Annotated in this window: 18 protein-coding genes; 14 read left to right on the forward strand and 4 right to left on the reverse strand. The window is 62.3% G+C overall.

All coding sequences use genetic code 11. The annotated features are described in order from the left end of the window. The 4 genes from AAFM29_RS14065 to AAFM29_RS14080 form a co-directional block, all read left to right on the forward strand. On the forward strand, positions 1-663 hold a 663-nt coding region (locus AAFM29_RS14065; protein WP_341713416.1), incomplete at its 5' end, for a hypothetical protein. A 415-nt stretch (positions 664-1,078) separates the two neighbouring features. Further along, the gene (locus AAFM29_RS14070) at positions 1,079-2,269 is read left to right on the forward strand and encodes a PfkB family carbohydrate kinase (RefSeq protein WP_341713417.1); all 1,191 of its coding nucleotides are present in this window, start codon (positions 1,079-1,081) and stop codon (positions 2,267-2,269) included. Continuing rightward, positions 2,209-2,859, forward strand: coding sequence for a 7-cyano-7-deazaguanine synthase (locus AAFM29_RS14075; RefSeq protein ID WP_341713418.1), 651 nt, complete (start codon positions 2,209-2,211; stop codon positions 2,857-2,859). The genes AAFM29_RS14070 and AAFM29_RS14075 overlap by 61 nt, the downstream gene beginning before the upstream one ends. 43 nt (positions 2,860-2,902) lie before the next feature. Continuing rightward, a complete protein-coding gene (locus tag AAFM29_RS14080) occupies positions 2,903-3,508 on the forward strand; it encodes a nitroreductase family protein (protein ID WP_341713419.1) in 606 nt (201 codons plus the stop codon). A 113-nt stretch (positions 3,509-3,621) separates the two neighbouring features. Here the strand turns inward: AAFM29_RS14080 and AAFM29_RS14085 are convergent, their stop codons facing one another. Beyond that, positions 3,622-4,743 carry a DUF3800 domain-containing protein gene (locus AAFM29_RS14085; RefSeq protein WP_341713420.1) on the reverse strand — a complete coding sequence of 374 codons (1,122 nt, stop codon included), beginning with the start codon at positions 4,741-4,743 and terminating at the stop codon, positions 3,622-3,624. A gap of 38 nt (positions 4,744-4,781) precedes the next feature. Here AAFM29_RS14085 and AAFM29_RS14090 point away from each other — a divergent pair, with 38 nt between their 5' ends. Next, positions 4,782-6,362: an endonuclease NucS domain-containing protein gene (locus AAFM29_RS14090; protein WP_341713421.1), complete on the forward strand. Its 1,581-nt coding sequence runs from the start codon at positions 4,782-4,784 to the stop codon at positions 6,360-6,362. A 9-nt stretch (positions 6,363-6,371) separates the two neighbouring features. Here AAFM29_RS14090 and AAFM29_RS14095 read toward each other — a convergent pair whose 3' ends face one another. The 3 genes from AAFM29_RS14095 to AAFM29_RS14105 form a co-directional block, all read right to left on the reverse strand. Continuing rightward, positions 6,372-7,760, reverse strand: a complete 1,389-nt coding sequence (locus tag AAFM29_RS14095; protein ID WP_341713422.1) for a hypothetical protein — start codon at positions 7,758-7,760, stop codon at positions 6,372-6,374. 85 nt (positions 7,761-7,845) lie between these two features. Continuing rightward, a complete protein-coding gene (locus AAFM29_RS14100) occupies positions 7,846-9,306 on the reverse strand; it encodes a hypothetical protein (RefSeq protein ID WP_341713423.1) in 1,461 nt (486 codons plus the stop codon). Beyond that, positions 9,303-10,640, reverse strand: coding sequence for a DUF4365 domain-containing protein (locus tag AAFM29_RS14105; RefSeq protein WP_341713424.1), 1,338 nt, complete (start codon positions 10,638-10,640; stop codon positions 9,303-9,305). The genes AAFM29_RS14100 and AAFM29_RS14105 overlap by 4 nt, the downstream gene beginning before the upstream one ends. 468 nt (positions 10,641-11,108) lie before the next feature. On the opposite strand from AAFM29_RS14105, the gene trbB reads away from it, so the two are divergent. The 9 genes from trbB to AAFM29_RS14150 all read left to right on the forward strand — a co-directional run. Further along, positions 11,109-12,092 (forward strand): P-type conjugative transfer ATPase TrbB, encoded by a 984-nt coding sequence (gene trbB, locus AAFM29_RS14110; RefSeq protein WP_341713425.1) that lies wholly within the window; start codon positions 11,109-11,111, stop codon positions 12,090-12,092. Further along, complete coding sequence (locus tag AAFM29_RS14115; protein WP_341713427.1) at positions 12,089-12,421, forward strand: TrbC/VirB2 family protein; 333 nt, start codon at positions 12,089-12,091, stop codon at positions 12,419-12,421. Before trbB ends, AAFM29_RS14115 begins: the two co-directional genes overlap by 4 nt. Then, positions 12,421-12,696 carry a VirB3 family type IV secretion system protein gene (locus AAFM29_RS14120; protein ID WP_341713428.1) on the forward strand — a complete coding sequence of 92 codons (276 nt, stop codon included), beginning with the start codon at positions 12,421-12,423 and terminating at the stop codon, positions 12,694-12,696. Before AAFM29_RS14115 ends, AAFM29_RS14120 begins: the two co-directional genes overlap by 1 nt. 4 nt (positions 12,697-12,700) lie before the next feature. Further along, positions 12,701-15,187, forward strand: a complete 2,487-nt coding sequence (gene trbE, locus AAFM29_RS14125; RefSeq protein ID WP_341713429.1) for a conjugal transfer protein TrbE — start codon at positions 12,701-12,703, stop codon at positions 15,185-15,187. Positions 15,188-15,192: 5 nt separating this feature from the next. Further along, positions 15,193-15,957 carry a P-type conjugative transfer protein TrbJ gene (gene trbJ / locus AAFM29_RS14130; RefSeq protein WP_341713430.1) on the forward strand — a complete coding sequence of 255 codons (765 nt, stop codon included), beginning with the start codon at positions 15,193-15,195 and terminating at the stop codon, positions 15,955-15,957. Positions 15,958-15,967: 10 nt separating this feature from the next. Next, the gene (gene trbK-alt / locus AAFM29_RS14135) at positions 15,968-16,291 is read left to right on the forward strand and encodes a putative entry exclusion protein TrbK-alt (RefSeq protein ID WP_341713431.1); all 324 of its coding nucleotides are present in this window, start codon (positions 15,968-15,970) and stop codon (positions 16,289-16,291) included. A 1-nt stretch (position 16,292) separates the two neighbouring features. After that, positions 16,293-17,612, forward strand: coding sequence for a P-type conjugative transfer protein TrbL (trbL, locus tag AAFM29_RS14140; RefSeq protein WP_341713432.1), 1,320 nt, complete (start codon positions 16,293-16,295; stop codon positions 17,610-17,612). Between the two features lie 3 nt (positions 17,613-17,615). Beyond that, positions 17,616-18,299 carry a conjugal transfer protein TrbF gene (trbF, locus tag AAFM29_RS14145; RefSeq protein WP_341713433.1) on the forward strand — a complete coding sequence of 228 codons (684 nt, stop codon included), beginning with the start codon at positions 17,616-17,618 and terminating at the stop codon, positions 18,297-18,299. Beyond that, positions 18,296-18,960 (forward strand): TrbG/VirB9 family P-type conjugative transfer protein (locus tag AAFM29_RS14150; RefSeq protein WP_341713435.1); only part of this gene is annotated, 665 nt, incomplete at its 3' end. The genes trbF and AAFM29_RS14150, both read left to right, overlap by 4 nt.

Below are 18,960 nucleotides of genomic sequence, written 5' to 3' on the forward strand. Positions count from 1 at the left end.
TGGGAAACCGAAGACCCAGAACACTATCGGTTGGGCCGCACCCTGCGCGAAGAAATGCTCGCCTGCCTGCTCGGTGGTTATGGAATACCGGCAGAAGTTGGCTTGGCCGCTTATGATCGTCTGCGGGCTGCTCCGGCAGATGCCCAGGAGGATGAGCAGGCCGTTCTGGAGATGCTGACTACTCCATTGGAAGTTAAGGGGCGCTCTGTACGCTATCGCTTCGCGCGTCAGAAGGCGCGGCGTGTTGCGCTATGTGTGGCGGGTTTAGCAGACATCGATACGGACGTTGGTGATCGCGATCTGCGTGATGCGCTGGTTGGCTTACCGGGCATCGGCCCCAAGACCGCATCATGGATTGTGCGTAATTGGCGCGACAGCGATGAGGTGTCGATACTCGACATCCACATCATCCGCGCATGCCATTCGCTTGGACTGTTCGATGTCGCATGGCGGGTGGAGCGCCATTATGCGCAGATGGAGGCGGCCTATCTTGCCTTCGCAGAGGCTATTGGCGCACGTGCGTCGATATTGGATTCTGTCATTTGGATGACAATGCGGCAGCTTCCCCAAGATATCGTTGCGAAGCTCAATATAAAACATGCGCATATTCAGAAGAATAGGACATCGAAAGCGGTCGACATTCGTCAGGCGGTATTGATATAGCTCCAATCGGACGTTGACGTCGGATTGGAGGTCTCGTGACAGGAAGTGGCGGCTCGCGTGACGATGGGTATCCTGCAACGCCTGCTCGGGTGACGCCGAGCAAGCCAGGGACCGTCGGTGGTGGTGGTGCAGGCGGCGATCCGGACCTCTGCGACATTGTTGAGACAGCAGCATTGAATAGCCTTCAGCCCGGCGCGGTCGGAGCGTTGAAGATAGGCGACATCCTGACGGTCAACCTTAACCGCTCAGGTCCGAACCCCGTCGTGGAGGTCTTGGGGCCGGGCGGCCAAAGGGTCGGCGCGCTCACGCATCGTGGCCATGTGCGAATAATTGGGTGCATCGACCAGGGCCGAGCATTTCAGGCTGTGGTGCTGTCCATCCGGGGCGGCGCTGTTGAGGTCCGGATTGAGCCCGCGTGATCACGGTCGCCGGGGGGCTTTACATTGAGCGGTGCATCGAGCCGCGGTGGGATGACGCCTATGGATCGGGTGGACGGGCAGCCGCTGCCCTGAGCGGCGCGGTTCCGGGCATTCGGCTTCACACCTATCGCAACACCAGCCTCGAAGATGTAGAAATCAGCTTGAAATCGGCTTACGGAATGCTCGTAGGTGGGCCGAAGGTAGATCGAGAGATCGCCTTCGACTACTTCCATTCGCTGGCCACGCCCAAGATCACGCCGAGACCAGACGCCATCCCGAGCCATCCAACTTTCGAGGTCTGCGACGATGTGGTGCTGCGCTTCGGTATGCTGGAAGGCGATGCGAAAGTATCGGCCAAGATTGCAGTCTACGATCCGCAGTCAGCGTTCGATCCCCGTCCATTTGCGGAGAATGGATCACGCGCAGACAAGCTCGCTGTCATCCTGAACCGTCAGGAGGCCCGCCAATTCTCCGGCAAGGATGACCCTCATGAGGGTGCAGCCGCTTTGCTTGAGCGGAACGAAGCGGATGTCGTGGTTCTCAAGATGGGCGGCCATGGCGCGCTTGTCGCTACGCGCGTTGGTCAGTGGCAGGTGCCAGCCTATCGCAGCGAGACCGTGTTCAAGATTGGCTCGGGAGATGTGTTTTCTGCAGCTTTCACGCAGTTCTGGGCGCTAGAACAGCGTTCGCCTGCGGAAGCTGCCGATTTGGCTTCGCGCGCAACGAGCCATTATGTGAACACGCATGGACTGCCCATCCCGTCTGCAGAGGCCCTGATGAAGATAGCGGCAGAACCGGTAATACCGGGGGCCGGCAAAATCTACATTGCCGCGCCGTTCTTCAACCTGGCGGAGCGCTGGGTGGTCGAAGAGGTCCGCAACCAGTTGCTCGCCATGAATGTCCAGGTGTTTTCGCCGCTGCACGACGTTGGTGAAGGACCCGGGGAAGTTGTAGCTCCCTTGGATTTGAAAGGGCTCGATGGATGCCAAGCTGTATTGGCCATCCTCAACGGCGCGGACGCTGGCACGATCTTTGAGATTGGATACGCAGTCGCCCGCGATATTCCGGTGGTAGGCTTGGCGCAGAACATGCGGCCGGAGGATGTGAAGATGCCGGCGGGCAGCGGATGTCGGATCGTCGGCGACCTGGTATCCGCGATCTATCACGCCGTCTGGGCGCTGCGGTGAGAGCGGTACTGCTTTCGGGCGGTGTGGATTCGATTGCGCTGACGTACTGGCAGCTGCCTGAATACGCGATCACCATCGACTACGGTCAGCGTGCGGCCGAGACTGAGCTCGCCGCTGCTGCTCATGTCTCGAGTTTGCTTGGTGTCAGGCACGAGATCATCCGCGTTGACTGCAGTCCGCTGGGTTCTGGCGACATGGCGGCTCGACCTGCATCGGTCCATGCACCAGTTCCAGAATGGTGGCCGTTTCGGAATCAGTTGCTGCTGACGCTGGCTGGGATGCGAGCGACGGCCATTGGCGTCAACGAGTTGATGCTTGGATCAGTGGCCTCGGACGGGTCTCATGCCGACGGAAGGCTTGAGTTCTACGCTCAGGTCGACTCTCTCATGGCGATGCAGGAAGGTGCTATTCGTGTGACGGTGCCCGCGGTGGGCATGTCCACGGTCGAGTTGGTGCAGCGTTCTGGCGCACCGCGCGAGATCATCGGTTGGGCACATTCGTGCCATACCGGACCCTTAGCATGTGGCGGTTGCCGTGGGTGCGTAAAGCACTACGAGGTTATGAGAGACCTGTATGGCGAGGCATACTGATCCGGAACCAGCACCCCGCTTTGACGGAAATCCCAGCCGCCGTTTGATCGAGCTCGGGCCGGTTCAACTCCTGCCCCGCGACGTGCGGACGCCAGATGCCAGCTTCTTCAAGGTGTTAGGGGCCCGTCGGTCTGGCGTCGCCGGCCCATTGGGCATCGACGATCTCTCTGCTCTCTTATGGCATTCGACCGCTTTGCGCAGCCGGATGCCGGGGCGGTTTGGAGTGCCGGCAGAGAGCAGGAATTCGCCATCGGGGGGTGGGCTTCACCCCATCAGGTTGCTCGTCCTGCCCTTGGAGGATGGCACTGCCGATCTCTATGATGACCAGCAACATGGACTTATGCCTGTCGGGGCGGCTGCCTTAGCGGTCAATCGAGAGAGCATCTCCACGATCTTGGGCCATGGTCAGGGAACAACTGTCCAGTTCGCCGCCGATCGCGCTTTGCTCGACGCCTGCTATGACAATGCGAGCAGCATACTATGGCGCGACGCCGGTGCGATGGTCGCGACGATGTGCTTGGTTGCAACGGCGCTGGGTATTACCGCATGCCCGGTTGGACGAGTTGGCAATGATGTGGTGGACGCGGCGGGCGTCAAAGAAGGCTTTGTCGGAGCTGGTGCGGTCCATTTTGGGAAAGCCATTGAATAGCGTTTTGCGCTGAATAGCCGCCATTCATGGCTTCGGAATGGCTCGCCAGAAGCTGCCCTACGTTGGTTGCGCGCCTAGGTGGGACAGACTATCCTTTCGACCAGCTAGCTCCACTAAAATTGGTTCGGCGCGATCTCCAACATGAAATGCGCCCGCTTTTGATCCTCGATCGAGATCACATACTGCGCGAAAGCTGGGCATTCGTCTGTCGATCGATCCAGCAGTCCCGCAAGGAGTTTCAGGCTCCGCTTCTGACGCGCTGACAGTCCATCGACATCGTCTTCGACGACATCAAGCGGCGCATTGTTGAGATAGCTGAAGAGCTTCCCCAAGAGACCAGCCACTGGATCGGATAGCTGGATCCCGGCCTCGGTCTGCGAATTGGCAAAACGAAAATGGCGAAGCGGAGTATCGCCGCTGCAAAGCTCCAAGCCTTCTAGATAGGCCTCGATCTGCCGCTCGTCGTCGAGAACGTGTTCGGCGTTTTTGAAAAGGACCAGGCGATTGAAGAAAAAGGTGCCAAACCCGTCAATCAGCACATTAGGTGCCTCGTCCTCAAGATAGGGAAGGGAGTCCAATGTCCGGGCCATCTGCAGAAGCCCATTCAGCATGTAGAAGGAAAAATGCTCCAGCAAATGTGCGCGATGTTCCGCAAGGTCGAGCAGCTCCTCGACAAACGCGGCGCGTCGATCCCGCCCGACATCGGGATAGTTGTACCGGCCCAGCAACTCCGCCGTAAAGTCAACGTCGTCACGCAGAATGGTGTAAAGGCTGTCCTTGAGCGGCAAATGCAAGGTCGTCAATTGAGGTTCATCCACCTCCGTTAGGATCGAATCGACAATATCAACGACCGACCAATAGAGCAGGTCGGTAACCTGATAATGGACCAGAAAGCCCTGCCTCGTCAGCCATTCAAGAAAAAGCGCGATCTTCTCCGACCCGAGTAGATCGAGAAAATCCCCGTTGCCGAGATGCTTGAGCTTGATCTCCTTCACCGAAGGCTGGAGCCGGAGCAGCTTCCTCAGGTCAGACAGGTCAATCGAGCGTGGCGGCCCACCATGCACAATGCCGCCCAGAACGAAGCAATCCGGCCGCCTGACATTCATGCCATCGGGCGTGAGATGCAATTTGCGGACGTTGTTCGTTTCGTCGTAATAGAAGCTATAGATCCCCTCTACATGGGGCATCGGAAAGATCGCGAATATTGCTTCGCGCAACGGATTGACGTCAATCATCCTTCTTCGATAGCCTATTTCCATCTAAGCATAGAGCCATGAGCGCTACCGGCCTTGAGAATTTCGCGCGGCCCGTCCTGGGCCTCTTCGTAAATGAGGGTGAATTTCGGGACTATCTCGCCGAACGTCTCTGTCTGGTGGAGCCCGGGCTGACCCTCCTTCGGACCGAATATGCCCTCGATAACCCCGAGGGCGCTGGCGGTAGGGTCGACATCCTGGCGCGTGACACCTTCGGTCACGTCGTCTGCATCGAGATCAAGCGGAGCGACAACAGCGCGCGAGGGACGCTCAATGAACTCAGCAAATATGTGACGCTACTCGTAGAGCGCGACCGAGTTCCGAAGGAAATGATCCGCTGCATCCTGGTATCGACACATTGGACCGAATTGCTGCTGCCGCTCTCCTATTTCGCCTGCACAACCGGGGTCGATATTACAGCGCTGCACGCCGTCGCAGAGGATGGCCAGGCCCTATTGCAGCCCGTCACGCTCAAGGCGCTTCGTTTCCTCCCGCAGCTCAGCCCCGACATGGACCTTGTCTGGTTCGAGAGCGCCGAGCCGCGACAGCATTACGCCGATTTCATCGTCGAGCGGGCCAAGCAGCTTCCATTCGTCCGGCTTGCCCTGCTCCTCTTCGCGCCGAGGCCAGGCCTTACCCATGACCGACCGAGCTGCCCGATGATGGTCTGTGTCTGGCGGGTGGCCGATGGTCTTCATGAACGGATCGAGGTGGTGACCGGCAAACCGATCGGATCCGACTTTCCCTATGCGGCGCCCGGATGGGAACCAGAAGCGGACGCTAAGGACTGGATCGGCGACATACCTCATGCCGAGCTTCCGGAATTTGCCCAAGGCTGGACGCATGGAACGTCGGAAAAGCTGCACGCGCTCGACGCCAACTATGTGCTCGGCCAGGTTATCCGGGTCGGGGATTGGCCCAGGCTCGAGCTGATCAATGACGATGCCAGCTTACTGAAGGCAGCCTTGGCCACATCACCGCTCGGCAGCAGCGATCGCGCTAACCGGCACAGCTACCGCGCAGTTGTGACGCCGAAAGTCTCGTCCTCCTGGTCGAAGGCTATCGACGCCTTTCTCGACTTCATCGCGTTCGAACCAAGCTGGGCGCAGGCTGCCCGCGACTATCTCGCAGTGCTCGATGGGTCGGATATCAGCGTCGAACTGCACGCCTTCGACAAGAAGCATTTCCACTACGCGGTCCATCAGGCGCGCGTCCACGACGACGCCCTGCTCGGCTATTTTGAAATCGCCTGTCGGGCCGGCGACGTCGTGTTTAATGGCCTACACGGATATTACACGTGGGACGGGAAGACTTGTCCGGACGACGCCGAAGCGACGATCCTTGCCACCTATGGCGACATCGCTTGGGCCAGGCTCGCAGTGCAAAGCGCCGTCGATAAGAAACGTTACGAGATCGCAAATCGCCTCCATGGCTTCATGCCGGTCGTCGACTGGCTCGACGAAACCGATACGATCACCGCTGGTCCTCCAGCCTACCGCTACACGCTCCAGGACTTCGTGGCGGCCAATCCGGCCTATTGTGCGCAGATTTCCGCTACCCTCGAACGCATCGGCGAGTTGCCCACCGATCCATCGGCGTGAGTCGCCGCGTCAGGATCGGGGGCGGATGAGCGGATATTGGCTCGCCGGATCCCAATGGACCCCGTGATTGATCTTCGCCTCCGGCGTTAGAAGCATGTGATAAGGGAGAGGCTCACGCGTACGGTGGCGCCCGACGCGATAGGAGGCCGATGTCTCCTCGATCGCCCAACTCTCATCAGACCGCGTCGTGACCTCCGGCGCGAAATATTCGCCATAGACCCAACGCAACCGCGTATCCCCCGGATCGAAATCCCCCATTTCGAGCTTGTTCAGAAGATGCCGCACCCCATCAGCGAGGCCTCCGGCCCAGGTCTCGACCCCGACATGAACGACGCCAGGCCGATCCTTGGGTAGCTGCACGGCCGCCTTCGCCACCATAGCGCGGAAATGTTTCGCCTTCTTGCGGGTGGCCTGTCTTGATCGATTGCGCCATCGCACGACGCTGGCCTGATAGACGGCGCTCGCCCAGAAGGGGCGCTCCCGGCTCGGTCGCCACTTGCCTTCCATTGAATGCGCAAAATCATGGTCATAATGGCCAATCAGAAGCTCGATCATCCGGCTTGAACCATAATAGACATCGTCTTTGTCGAGAACGCGGTGCGCGAGCGACCAATCGATTTCCTCAAGCGTCCCGATACCATATTCGTCCCGCCAATATGCCGGGCCTGCACCAGTCAGATAGGCCTCGACATGCGCCGCGAGATAGCCGTCAGGCACGGCCTCCAGTTCGGCGTCGAATGCAACCTGCATGTGAATCGACCGGCCGGCTTCCAGCGCAAGGGCATGCACCGCCCGCGCCAAAGCTTCGCCGCGCCGGCGCTCGCGTGCCTCGTAGCTCGAGCGGTCCATGCGCTTGCACTCTACTGCCCAACGGAGCCGACCTTTTCGGACATTGAGATCATGCGTCTTGGCAACGCCGGGGCGCTCGGGGACGAACGTCGTTTCCCACCCATCGCGATGATAAGCGAGCGCCACCAGAAGCTCGAACAGTCCGCCATCAGGCTGGCTACGATCGGCATTCATCAGTCGGGCGGCACGATCCTCCGCGCCTGAAATCTCGAGAAGGCCGGGAAGTTCCTCACCGATCCGCGTAAAGGTCGGCACCATCCGCACGGCCTCTTCCGGAACCCAGTTCATCCGATCCGCCGCATAAGCATTCGCCTGGAAGACATACCAAGCCGCCATGTCTTTCGGATCATAGAGTGGGACGGGCACACCGCGCGTCCAGCTGTCCTTTGCCGTCAGGAAACGGTCGCGCGTCGCCTGCAACCGCTTCTGCCAGCTTCGACGATGTGCGAGTTCAGCGAACCAGGCGCTGGCGAGCAGCACCTTGTCGTCCTGCCAGTTCCACCCGGTCTCCGGGGCTGTCCAAGAAGGGTCTTCCGGGTTCGTTCGCATAGACCGCCCGATACAAATGTTGTCGGCGAAGAGCTTCTATTATTTCAAGCGCTGGGCGAGCGCACTGCGCGTGAGTGCACGACGGTCAGATATATTTACGGTAGTCGGTGCTCTCCACCTGGCCTTCCTTCATATACTTAAGGACCTCGCCGACCATCCGCGCTGCCCGGATCGGGATCGGCAGGCGTTGATTCATCTGGGTGGAATTCCAATTGATCTTGGTCAGCGAGAACACCTCCTCAGCCAGCTGCGCGATGGTGCTGTCACAACTATTGTGCGGGCAGAGAAGCAGCGGGCGCGGGTCATAAAGCCCCGGATAGGTGCCGTAGTAAGGCATGCTGCCATTGGTGTAGAGCAGGCCGTTGCCGGCCAAGTCGACGAACGTCCCGCGTAACACCGGGTAATTGCCGTCGCGCAGCAATTTGACCGAGTAAGACTCTTGGACCCACACCAGATCGCGCAATTCCGTGCCGGCAGCAGTCAAGGCGTCGAGAATGCCTCCGGCCTCCTCGTCCTTGAACCGCGACGTTTTGAGGACAATCACTCGAGCCGGCAGTGTCTTGTGGTGGGTCTTGTAGGCCGCGAGCACATTCTCGATGATCTCGCGCGCATCGTCGCGCGTCATATAAGGATGCCGACCGCGGCTCTCGGTGTGGGCGCGCTTACCCTTGAGCACGAACCCGCGCCCGCGTTCGTCGAACATCTGCGCCGCGCTCGTGAACAGCTGCTGTCCGCCCGCCTCGCGATAGAAGCTGATCCCAACATAGCAGGAGGTATACTCGCCCTCCCGCGGCATACGCCGCCACGGAATTCGGCCACTGCCCTTATAGTAAAGCGTTGTCAGCAGGTTCCAGCTGCGCCCAGCCATATCTTGAATCTTGCGCGCGCTGCTTTCCTTGACCTTCTGCGGGATCGACACCTTCTCGTCGATGACATCCTCCCAGAGGATCTGGATTGGGAAATTGAGACCCATCGCGCGGGCCTTCAACATCCCGCGAAAGTTGGGCGCGTCCGAGCCGCTGCTGTCGTCCTTCTCGGTCGAACCGCCTGCGTCAACCTTCGCGTTCCACACACGCTCCAGGAGCCTAACAGGAAGCGCGATGATCGCGACATCCGGCCTATGACCGCCATCGTCGAGCGCCTGCAGCTCGGCCATGATCTCGTCCACCGCAATTTCGACCGCGCGTTGATGGTCTGGCTCCTTGGCGATCTTATCGAGCTTGCTCTGCGACAGCGCCGCCGTCGCGCCATCCTCGACCTCGAACCGGCATCGATAGGGGCTTTGGTTGCCAAGCCCGGGAAAGGCGGGGTGCATATTGGGATGTTTCTCGGACTTGCCCTCGATACCCGCCGCCGCCGTCTCGAGAAACTTCCGAGTATCCTCGATGGTCTTGGCGCTCCCCACGACGCCAATCTTGATGACATCGCCGACATAGGTCTGGAGCGGACCCGCTTCGAACAGACCGAGCCGAGGATCGGGATGATGGTGCCGGTCACCGAACTCCAGCTCGGGTTCTTGCAAAATCCGGGTGTCGAATGTCGTCACGCGAACAAGTCCTCTGGCTGTTCGGATGCATCCGACTTCTTTTTAGCGCCGCCACCCCAGCCATCCTCGGGCACTCGCGTTTCCAGGTGCACTGACGGAGGTTCGCCGAACCGAAGCCGGGGCTCGGCCTCAACGACTGTCCCGAACAAGCCGTCCGCCTTGCGTTCTTCTGCACGATCAGCCTCGGTCAGAAACCGGTGCCACATAACTACCTGACCGCGCAACGCCGCGCTCTTGTCCATCCGCTTTTTACCCGCGAGCAGCGCAGATGGGTGCGGGTGGGGCGTAAATCCGTTAGTCGTAAAATAGTAAGTCGGCGTGATGATGAGATACCATTGATCGCCCATGAGCTCGAAGCGCGGCGAAAAAGCATGATGGCGGACAAACAACACCCGCCCCTCATCCTTGTCGCTCATCGACACATTGACGACATCGGCATCCGCCTTCTTCTTCGAAGCCTCATAAGCAAAATTGCGGGGCGTGTCCGCAACGAGCGCCCGAAAATAGAGGATTTCCTGGGCCTTGCTCCAGTTCAAATCCTGCCGAGTCTGGTGGCGCAGCGTCTGCCGCAGCAGATGGATGAACTTGTGCTGCTCATCGGCATCATCATGAAAGGCAAGGTCCGCCGTATCGATCGCCTCGACCTGATCCAGATCGACGATTTCGCGGCAGCAAGATGTGCGGGGATCATGGAAAGACCAGAAAATCCCTCCACGGATAATCCAGTCGAACCGCGCTGGCTCATCGCCATCAAGAAGCATCGCGGTCGCCTTGCGCCCGTCATAAGGCGTCGACGCGATGAAGAGTTTGGCAGGAAGCGCGATCGGCAGCATGTTGACGATCGCTTCCTCGCCTCCGCCCAAGGCAGGCACGTAATAGCCAAATCCCGCCTTGGGAACCGTCAGAGCAGCAAGGCGATTGACTGAACTGGAATCAAGTACGTCCACGGCTTTGTCGATCTGAAGGCGCCGCTCGGGTAGATCGCTTTCCCGAGACACTTCCTTCCAATAAAAGCTATTATCTGAGCGCCTGAAGAAGACTACGATCACCGGCAGGTTCGAACCTCGCCAATATTCGAGATCCTGGCGCCGCAGCAGATACGTGAACCCACCGTCCGTCTCGGACGCATAGCGACCGCTTTCAGTGGCCTTCACCTGGACCGCAATCATGCGGGCCATCGGTTGGCCCTTATCCATCACTTCGGCAATGCCGTCGATCCCGGCTTCAAGCCTTGACCGGCCATCAAACTGAAACCCCATCGTCAGGAACCGGCCCCTGACGGCATTCTCGCCGATCTCGCCAAGAATCTGGTTCGCTGTCAGCTGCTTTGGCATAGACAGAATCTAGAACATTTGATGAACCTAGCGCAAGTCGGGAGACTGGTTGTTCACAACGAACCGACGATGTGGCTCAAAGATCCAACAACTGCAGATTGTGCCGCTAGAGTAGTTCGCCAGACCCCTTACCAATTCGGCGGTTCGGCGACACCGCTGCGGATCGTAACACGGCCGCCAGCTTTCTAGAGCAGGAGTCCCCAAAGCGAGTGACCGATAGTGCAGCTCGTAGATGCCATCGCAGACAGCCGTTTCGAGGGTCGGCTAGCCGCAAGCTACGCCCTAAAACCTGCCATTCCGGATCGTCGAAAGTAGCAGACCAGCCTGACCTTCACCGCCACAGTTTCTAGCTCTACGCCATACCGCGATGCCGCAAACCCGCTGTTGCTTTCCCCCATTCTGATGTCTCTTTGATCTGCCTCGTGAGCGCAACCGATGGTCGGTTGCCTCATCTGAACGGGGCATCCCATGAGCGTCATTCCGATCTGGTCCGAAGCATCGTCGCGCGGTGCGCGCATGTTGCGCACGGCGTTGGGGCCGGAGATCGCAGCCTGGCTTGAAGATGCTTCGGTGATCGAGGTGATGCTCAATCCCAACGGGCGGCTGTGGATCGACCGGCTGGGAGCCGGGATCGCCGATACGGGGAAAGGCATGTCCGCTGCCGATGGCGAGCGGATCATCCGGCTGGTCGCGCACCATGTCGGGGCCGAAGTCCATGCCAGGGCGCCGCGCGTGTCGGCCGAGCTTCCCGAGACAGGCGAGCGGTTCGAAGGGCTTTTGCCGCCGGTCGTGGCAGCACCCAGCTTTGCGATCCGCAAACCCGCTGTCGCGGTGTTCACGCTTCATGACTATGTCGCGGCGGGGATCATGGCGCAGGGTCAGGCCGACGCGCTGGCCCGCGCGGTTGGCGAGAAAAAGAACATCCTGGTCGCTGGCGGCACTTCGACCGGCAAGACCACGCTCACCAACGCCCTGCTCGCGGAGGTCGCGAAGACCGCCGACCGGGTGGTCCTGATCGAGGACACCCGCGAGCTGCAATGCGCTGCGCCCAATCTCGTCTCGCTGCGGACAAAGGATGGTGTCGCTTCACTGTCCGACCTGGTCCGCTCGGCCCTGCGACTGCGGCCTGATCGTATTCCCATCGGCGAGGTACGCGGGGCCGAAGCGCTCGACCTGCTCAAGGCCTGGGGCACCGGCCATCCCGGCGGCGTCGGTACGATCCACGCGGGATCCGCACTCGGCGTGCTGCGCCGTCTCGAACAGCTGATCCAGGAAAGCGTGGTGACCGTGCCGCGCGCCCTGATCGCCGAGACCATCGACGTCGTGGCCGTACTGGTCCGCGATGGCACCGGACGGCGCCTCGCCGAACTCGCCGAAGTCACCGGACTCGATGAGCGCGGTGATTACCGCATCCTTCCCTTCATCCCCCACGTCCAAGGAGACAATTCGTGACCCAGACCTTTTCGCGCGCGCTTGCCCGCCTGTCCGCTGCCATGCTCGGTGGCTTCGTTGCCCTTACCGTTGCGGCACCCGCCCATGCCGCCGGTTCGTCGATGCCGTGGGAAGCCCCGCTCCAGTCGATCCTCGAGTCCATCCAGGGCCCGGTCGCCAAGATCGTCGCGGTGATGATCATCATCGCCACCGGTCTGGCGCTCGCCTTCGGCGACACTTCGGGCGGCGCGCGGCGGATGATCCAGATCGTATTCGGCCTGTCGATCGCCTTCGCTGCCTCCTCCTTCTTCCTGTCGTTCTTCTCGTTCGGCGGCGGAGCGCTGGTCTGATGGAGGCCGCGCCGCCCGAATCCGTCCCCGGTTACGTGGTGCCCGTCCACCGCGCGCTGACCGAGCATATCCTGCTCGGCGCCGCGCCGCGGGGCCTTGCGATCGCCAATGCGACGCTGGCTGCCGCGATCGGGCTGGGCTTGCGCCTGTGGATCGCCGGGGTGGTGATCTTCGCACTCGGCCATGCGGTCTCGGTCTGGGCGGCGCGGCGTGATCCGCAGTTCGTCGATGTCGCGCGGCGTCATCTGCGCTTTCCCAATTTTCTGAGGGTCTGAGCTGATGCTTTCGCTTCGCGAATACAGGAACAAGGCGGACCGCCTCGCAGACTTCCTGCCCTGGGCGGCGCTGGTCGCACCGGGCGTGGTGCTCAACAAGGACGGCAGCTTCCAGCGCTCAGCCCGTTTCCGGGGGCCAGATCTCGACAGCGCGACGCCCGCCGAGCTGATCGCGACCACCGCGCGGCTCAATTCTGCGCTGCGGCGGCTCGGATCGGGCTGGGCGATCTTCGTCGAAGCGGTGCGTCGCCCGGCGCAGGGTTATCCGGAAAGCGAGTTTCCTGATCCGGCTTCCGCGTTGGTCGAACGCGAACGGGCGGCGCAATTCGCCGAGGAGGGTGCGCACTTCGAGAGCGGCTATTTCCTGACGCTGTGCTGGATGCCGCCCGCCGAAGATGCTGCCCGCGCCGAAAGCTGGCTCTACGAAGGCAAGGCCGAGAAGGGCATCAACCCCAAGGAACTGCTCGACCTGTTCATCGACCGCACCGACCGGCTGCTGCGGCTGGTCGAAGGCTTCGTGCCCGAGGCCCAATGGCTCGATGACAGCGAGACGCTGACCTACCTCCACAGTTGCATCTCGACCGGCAGCCACCGGGTCCGCGTTCCCGAAACTCCGATGCACTTGGATGCGCTGCTGGCCGACGAGCCGCTCACCGGCGGGCTAGAACCGCGCCTCGGCCGCGCGCATCTGCGCACGTTGACCGTGGTGGGGTTTCCGAGCAGCACATTCCCGGGTCTGCTCGACGAGCTCAACCGGCTCGCCTTTGCCTACCGCTGGTCGACCCGCGCGGTGATGCTCGACAAGACCGATGCCACCAAGCTGACCGCCAAGATCCGGCGGCAATGGTTCGCCAAGCGCAAGTCGGTCGCCGCGATCCTCAAGGAGGTGATGACCAACGAGGCCTCGACGCTGCTCGACAGCGACGCCTCGAACAAGGCCGCCGATGCCGATGAGGCGCTGCAGGAACTCGGCGCCGATCATGTCGGGCAGGCCTATGTCACCGCGACGGTTACCGTGTGGGACGAGGATCCTGCGCTTGCGGCGGAGAAACTGCGTCTGGTCGAGAAGGTCATCCAGGGCCGCGACTTCACCGTGATCGTCGAGGGTATGAACGCCATCGAGGCCTGGCTCGGATCGCTCCCCGGTCATCTCTACGCTAATGTTCGGCAGCCCCCGATCTCGACCCTCAACCTCGCCCATATGATCCCGCTTTCGGCGGTCTGGGCCGGACCGGAACGCGACGAGCATTTTCGCAATGCGCCGCTGTTCTATGCGCGAACCGAAGGCTCGACCCCGTTCCGCTTCTCGCTCCATGTCGGCGATGTCGGCCATACGCTGATCGTCGGACCGACCGGGGCGGGCAAGTCGGTGCTGCTAGCGCTGATGGCGCTCCAGTTCCGCCGCTACGAGCGTGCCCAGGTCTTCGCCTTCGATTTCGGCGGTTCGATCCGGGCGGCGGCACTGGCCTGCGGCGGTGACTGGCAGGACTTGGGTTCGTCTTTGGGGGGCACCAGCCTGTCCGATGATGGTGCCGGTGCGGTGTCACTGCAGCCGCTGGCGCGGGTCGACGAGCCCGCCGAGCGCAACTGGGCTGCCGAATGGCTGCAAGTGATCCTGACCTCTGAAGGCGTCACGGTCGATCCGGTGACCAAGGAGCATCTCTGGTCAGCGCTGACCTCGCTCGCCACTGCACCTATTCCCGAACGCACGCTGACCGGGCTGGCCGTGTTGCTCCAGTCGCAGGCCTTGAAGCAGGCGCTGGCGCCCTATTGCATTGGCGGGCCGTTCGGACGGCTGCTCGATGCTGAGGTCGAGCATTTGGGCGAAGCAAGCTTCCAGGCTTTCGAGACCGAAGGTTTGACCGGCTCGGCGGCGGCACCCGCTGTGCTCGCCTACCTGTTCCACCGCATCGAAGGGCGGCTCGATGGCTCGCCCACGATGATCATTATCGACGAGGGCTGGCTGGTGCTCGACAGCCCGGCTTTCGCCGCGCAGCTGCGCGAATGGCTCAAGACGCTGCGCAAGAAGAATGCGAGCGTGGTCTTTGCGACCCAGAGCCTCGCCGACATCGAAACCTCGGCGATTGCGCCTGCCATCATCGAGAGCTGTCCGACCCGGATTTTCCTGCCCAACGAGCGCGCGGTCGAGCCGCAGATCCTCTCGATCTATCGCCGCTTCGGGCTCAACGACCGGCAGATCGAGATTGTCGCCCGGGCCACTCCCAAGCGCGACTATTACTGCCAGTCGGCGCGCGGTAACCGGCTGTTCGAGCTGGGCCTCGGCGAGGTCGCGCTCGCCTTCACCGCCACCTCCTCGAAGGCCGACCAGCTGACGATCGGCGAACTGACCGAGACGCACGGGGCTGACGATTTTGCACGCGCCTGGCTGCGCCATCGCGGCCTCGCCTGGGCGGCCGACATGCTCCCCGCACCACCATCCGTTCCCCCCGCCCGAAACCCCAATCCCCCTTCGGGCCAACCCAAGGAGTAAGCCCCATGAAGTCCTCCCGTCTTGCCCAAGCGCTCGCCGCCGGTGTTGCCGTGCTCTCGATGACCGCCACCGCGCTGGTTCCCGCGCCCGCCTATGCCCAGTTCGGCTTCGGCGGCATCGTCTACGATCCCTCGAACTACGCGCAGAACGTGCTCACCGCCGCGCGCACGCTCGAGCAGATCAACAACCAGATCCGTCAGCTGCAGAATCAGGCGACCTCGCTGATCAACGAGGCGCGCAATCTTGCGAGCCTGCCGACCAGCGTGCTCGAACCGCTCCAGCAGCAGATCCGCCAGACGCAGCAGCTGCTCCAGCAGGCTCAGCGCATCTCCTACGATGTCCAGCAGATCGAACGCGAGTTCGAGCGGCAATATTCGGGACGCAACCTGACCGGCAGCCAGCGCGATATGGTTGCGGCTGCCGAGGAGCGCTGGAAGAATAGCGTCGCCGCCTTCGAGGATGCGCTCAAGGTCCAGGCCGGCGCGGTCAGCAATATCGAAGGTGCGCGTAGTTCGGTGCAGACGCTGGTCACCGCCAGCCAGTCGGCCACCGGAGCACTGCAGGCCGCCCAGGCCGGAAACCAGTTGCTAGCGCTGCAGTCGCAGCAGCTCGCCGATCTCACCGCCACGCTCGCCGCCTTCGCCCGCGCGCAGTCGCTCGACGCTGCCAATGCGGCAGCGGCCAAGGCCCAGGCCCGCGAGCAGCTCCGCCGGTTCCTGTCGCCGGGCCGCGGTTATGTCCCTGCCAACGCCCAGATGTTCCGGAACTGAGGCGATGGACATGAGGCTCTTCGCGCGGATCGGAGCAATCGGCTTTGTCGCCGTGGCGCTGACCATGACCCCGCTCCAGCTGCGCGAGGAGCCAAATGCTGTGCCCGTGGAAGTTGCCACCGTGTTCGAACCGGATGGCGATCCGCTGCCATTGCAGCTGCGTGCCTGCGCGCAGATGGGCGAACTCGCGCTGTCCACGCCCGATTGCCGCGCGGCCTGGGCCGAGAAGCGGCGTCGGTTCCTCGGGCTGGAACGCAAGACCGATAGCGCCACCGCAGACGCCAGCGCCGCTCCTGCCCCGTACCTCGAACCCCAGCCAGCAAAGGACCAGTGACATGGGTGGCACCGGCGTCGTCGACCGCTTCCTCGACATCTTCTCGCGCTACATCGACAGCGGCTTCGGCCTGCTCTCGGGTGAGGTCGCCTTCGTCGCGACCACGCTGATCGTGATCGATGTGACGCTGGCCGCGCTGTTCTGGACCTGGGGCGAGAACGAGGACATCATCGCCCGGCTCGTCAAGAAGACGCTGTTCGTCGGTGCCTTCGCCTATATCATCGGCAACTGGAACGCGCTCGCCCGCATCGTCTTCGAGAGCTTTGCTGGGCTTGGCCTCAAGGCCAGCGGCACCGGGTTTTCCGCTGCCGAGTTGCTCCAGCCCGGTCGGGTCGCACAGGTCGGCCTCGATGCTGCGCAGCCCATGCTCGAAGCGATCGTCGATCTCATGGGCTTCGTCAGCTTCTTCGAGAATTTCCTCCAGATCGTGATCCTGCTGGTCGCCTGGGCGATCGTCATCATCGCATTCTTCATCCTCTCGATCCAGCTGTTCATCACCCTCATTGAGTTCAAGCTGACCACGCTCTGCGGTTTCGTCCTTATCCCCTTCGGCCTGTTCGGCAAGACCGCCTTCATGGCCGAACGCGTGCTCGGCAATGTGGTCTCTTCCGGCATCAAGGTGCTGGTGCTGGCGGTGATCGTCGGGATCGGTTCGACCATCTTCACCGAGTTCACCAGCGCGATTTCGGGCGAACCGACGATCGAGGATGCACTCTCGATCGTCCTTGCCAGCCTGACCCTGCTCGGCCTTTGCATTTTCGGCCCCGGCGTTGCCAATGGCATCGTCTCGGGTGGGCCGCAACTCGGCGCTGGCGCGGCAGCGGGAACAGCCCTGCTCGCAGGCGGCGCTGCTGCCGGAGCGGTGGCTGGTGCCAAGCTGGCGGGCGGCGCGGTCGCCTCGGCCGCTTCCAACGTGGCCCATAGCAGCTCGCGCGCCGCGGGCGGCGCGACCATGGCCTATGCGCTGGGCTCAGCCGGCAAGTCCGGCCCGGCTGCCGTCGGCTCAGGCATGGCAGCGGTCGGCAAAGCCGGGGCCGGTGCCGCGACTTCGCCGCTGCGCAAGGCGGGCGACAGCATGAAACAGTCGTTCCGCGATGGCAGCCGCGCCGCGATCACCAACACCAGCGGCACCATTATGCCTGGTCCTAACACGCCACCGCCGCCTCCACCCGCCGACGCTGATCAAGGCCAGCCCGCATGGGCCAAGGCGATGAAGGACCGCCAGACCATCACCCACGGCGCCACCATTGCCGCGCACACTTTGAAGGCCGGCGACAGCCATGGCGGCGGCGCTTCCATCGACACTTCCGAAAAGGACTGATCCATGTTCCGACGCCCATCGATCCGCTACGGCAAGACACCCGAACCCGAGACACCCTACCAGCGCGCCGCTCAGGTCTGGGACGACCGCATCGGCTCCGCCCGCGTCCAGGCAAGAAGCTGGCGGCTCGCCTTCTTCGGTGCGCTTGGCATCTCGACATGCCTGACCGCCGGGATCGTTTGGCAGGGGGCACGCGGCAGCATCGTTCCCTGGGTGGTCCAGGTCGACAGGCTCGGCGAGGCGCAGGCGGTCGCGCCCGCCGATACAGGTTACACGCCTTCGGACCCGCAGATCGCCTTCCACCTTGCGCGCTTCATCGAGCAGGTGCGCGCCGTGCCGGATGATCCCATCGTGGTGCGGCAGAACTGGCTGCGCGCCTATGATTTCGCCACCGACAGGGGCGCATTTGCGCTCAATGACTATGCCCGCACCAACGATCCCTTTGCGCTGATTGGCCGAGAACAGGTCGGGGTCGATGTCACCAGCGTCATCCGCGCTTCGCCGACCAGCTTCCGCGTCGCCTGGGTTGAGCGCCGCTACCGCGACGGCAGCCTTGCCGAGACGAGCCGCTGGACCGCGATCCTGACCATCGTCGTCCAGACCCCGCGCACCCCCGATGCCCTGCGCAAGAACCCGCTCGGCATTTTCGTCAACGCCATCAACTGGTCGAAGGAACTCGGATCATGATCAGCACTCTTGCGCGCCGTCGGCGCACCGTCACCCTCGCAATGCTTGCAGCAAGCGTCGCGACCATCACCCCCTTGCAGGCCCGCACGCAAACCGCGTCGCCGCCTGACGTGCCTGCGCCGCGCAGCGAGGCGGCGCAGGCACTCACTTCTCCAGCACCGACAGAGACCGTCGTCGCCATTCCCGTGCCACTGCCGCTCCCCGGCCAGTTGCAACCCCTTCCGCGGCCAACCCCTCCCCGGGCCGCGGGTCGCTCCCGCCCGTCCCAGAGTCCCCCTGCTCCAAGGGACCGGGTGGGAGCGGCAATGGAGGCCGCTCGCGTCCAGCCCGACGGCACCGGATTTTTGAACGCGATCCAGGTCTATCCCTTCACCGAAGGCGCTCTCTACCAGATCTACGCCAAGCCCGGGCAGGTGACCGACATCGCCTTGCAGGAAGGCGAGCAACTGGTCGGCTCAGGACCGGTCGCCTCGGGCGACACGGTGCGCTGGATGATAGGCGACACGGTAAGCGGCAGCGGTTCGTCCGCGCGGGTCCATATCCTTGTCAAACCCGTCCGCCCCGACATCGCGACCAATCTCGTCATCAACACCGACCGGCGCACCTACCATCTCGAACTGCGCGCCAATCCTTCCGTTTACATGGCCTCGGTCTCCTGGAC

Origin of the sequence: Erythrobacter sp., assembly GCF_038133525.1 — a bacterium.
GTDB lineage: Bacteria > Pseudomonadota > Alphaproteobacteria > Sphingomonadales > Sphingomonadaceae > Qipengyuania.

What these genes read in the sequence shown, in the direction of transcription:
- trbJ (WP_341713430.1), top strand. Translation starts at nt 15,193, where the DNA reads ATGAAGTCCTCCCGTCTTGCCCAAGCGCTCGCCGCCGGTGTTGCCGTG.
- AAFM29_RS14075 (WP_341713418.1), top strand. Translation starts at nt 2,209, where the DNA reads ATGTCGGATCGTCGGCGACCTGGTATCCGCGATCTATCACGCCGTCTG.
- AAFM29_RS14105 (WP_341713424.1), bottom strand. Translation starts at nt 10,640, where the DNA reads ATGCCAAAGCAGCTGACAGCGAACCAGATTCTTGGCGAGATCGGCGAG.
- trbL (WP_341713432.1), top strand. Translation starts at nt 16,293, where the DNA reads ATGGGTGGCACCGGCGTCGTCGACCGCTTCCTCGACATCTTCTCGCGC.
- trbE (WP_341713429.1), top strand. Translation starts at nt 12,701, where the DNA reads ATGCTTTCGCTTCGCGAATACAGGAACAAGGCGGACCGCCTCGCAGAC.
- AAFM29_RS14120 (WP_341713428.1), top strand. Translation starts at nt 12,421, where the DNA reads ATGGAGGCCGCGCCGCCCGAATCCGTCCCCGGTTACGTGGTGCCCGTC.
- AAFM29_RS14085 (WP_341713420.1), bottom strand. Translation starts at nt 4,743, where the DNA reads ATGATTGACGTCAATCCGTTGCGCGAAGCAATATTCGCGATCTTTCCG.
- trbB (WP_341713425.1), top strand. Translation starts at nt 11,109, where the DNA reads ATGAGCGTCATTCCGATCTGGTCCGAAGCATCGTCGCGCGGTGCGCGC.
- AAFM29_RS14090 (WP_341713421.1), top strand. Translation starts at nt 4,782, where the DNA reads ATGAGCGCTACCGGCCTTGAGAATTTCGCGCGGCCCGTCCTGGGCCTC.
- trbF (WP_341713433.1), top strand. Translation starts at nt 17,616, where the DNA reads ATGTTCCGACGCCCATCGATCCGCTACGGCAAGACACCCGAACCCGAG.
- trbK-alt (WP_341713431.1), top strand. Translation starts at nt 15,968, where the DNA reads ATGAGGCTCTTCGCGCGGATCGGAGCAATCGGCTTTGTCGCCGTGGCG.
- AAFM29_RS14095 (WP_341713422.1), bottom strand. Translation starts at nt 7,760, where the DNA reads ATGCGAACGAACCCGGAAGACCCTTCTTGGACAGCCCCGGAGACCGGG.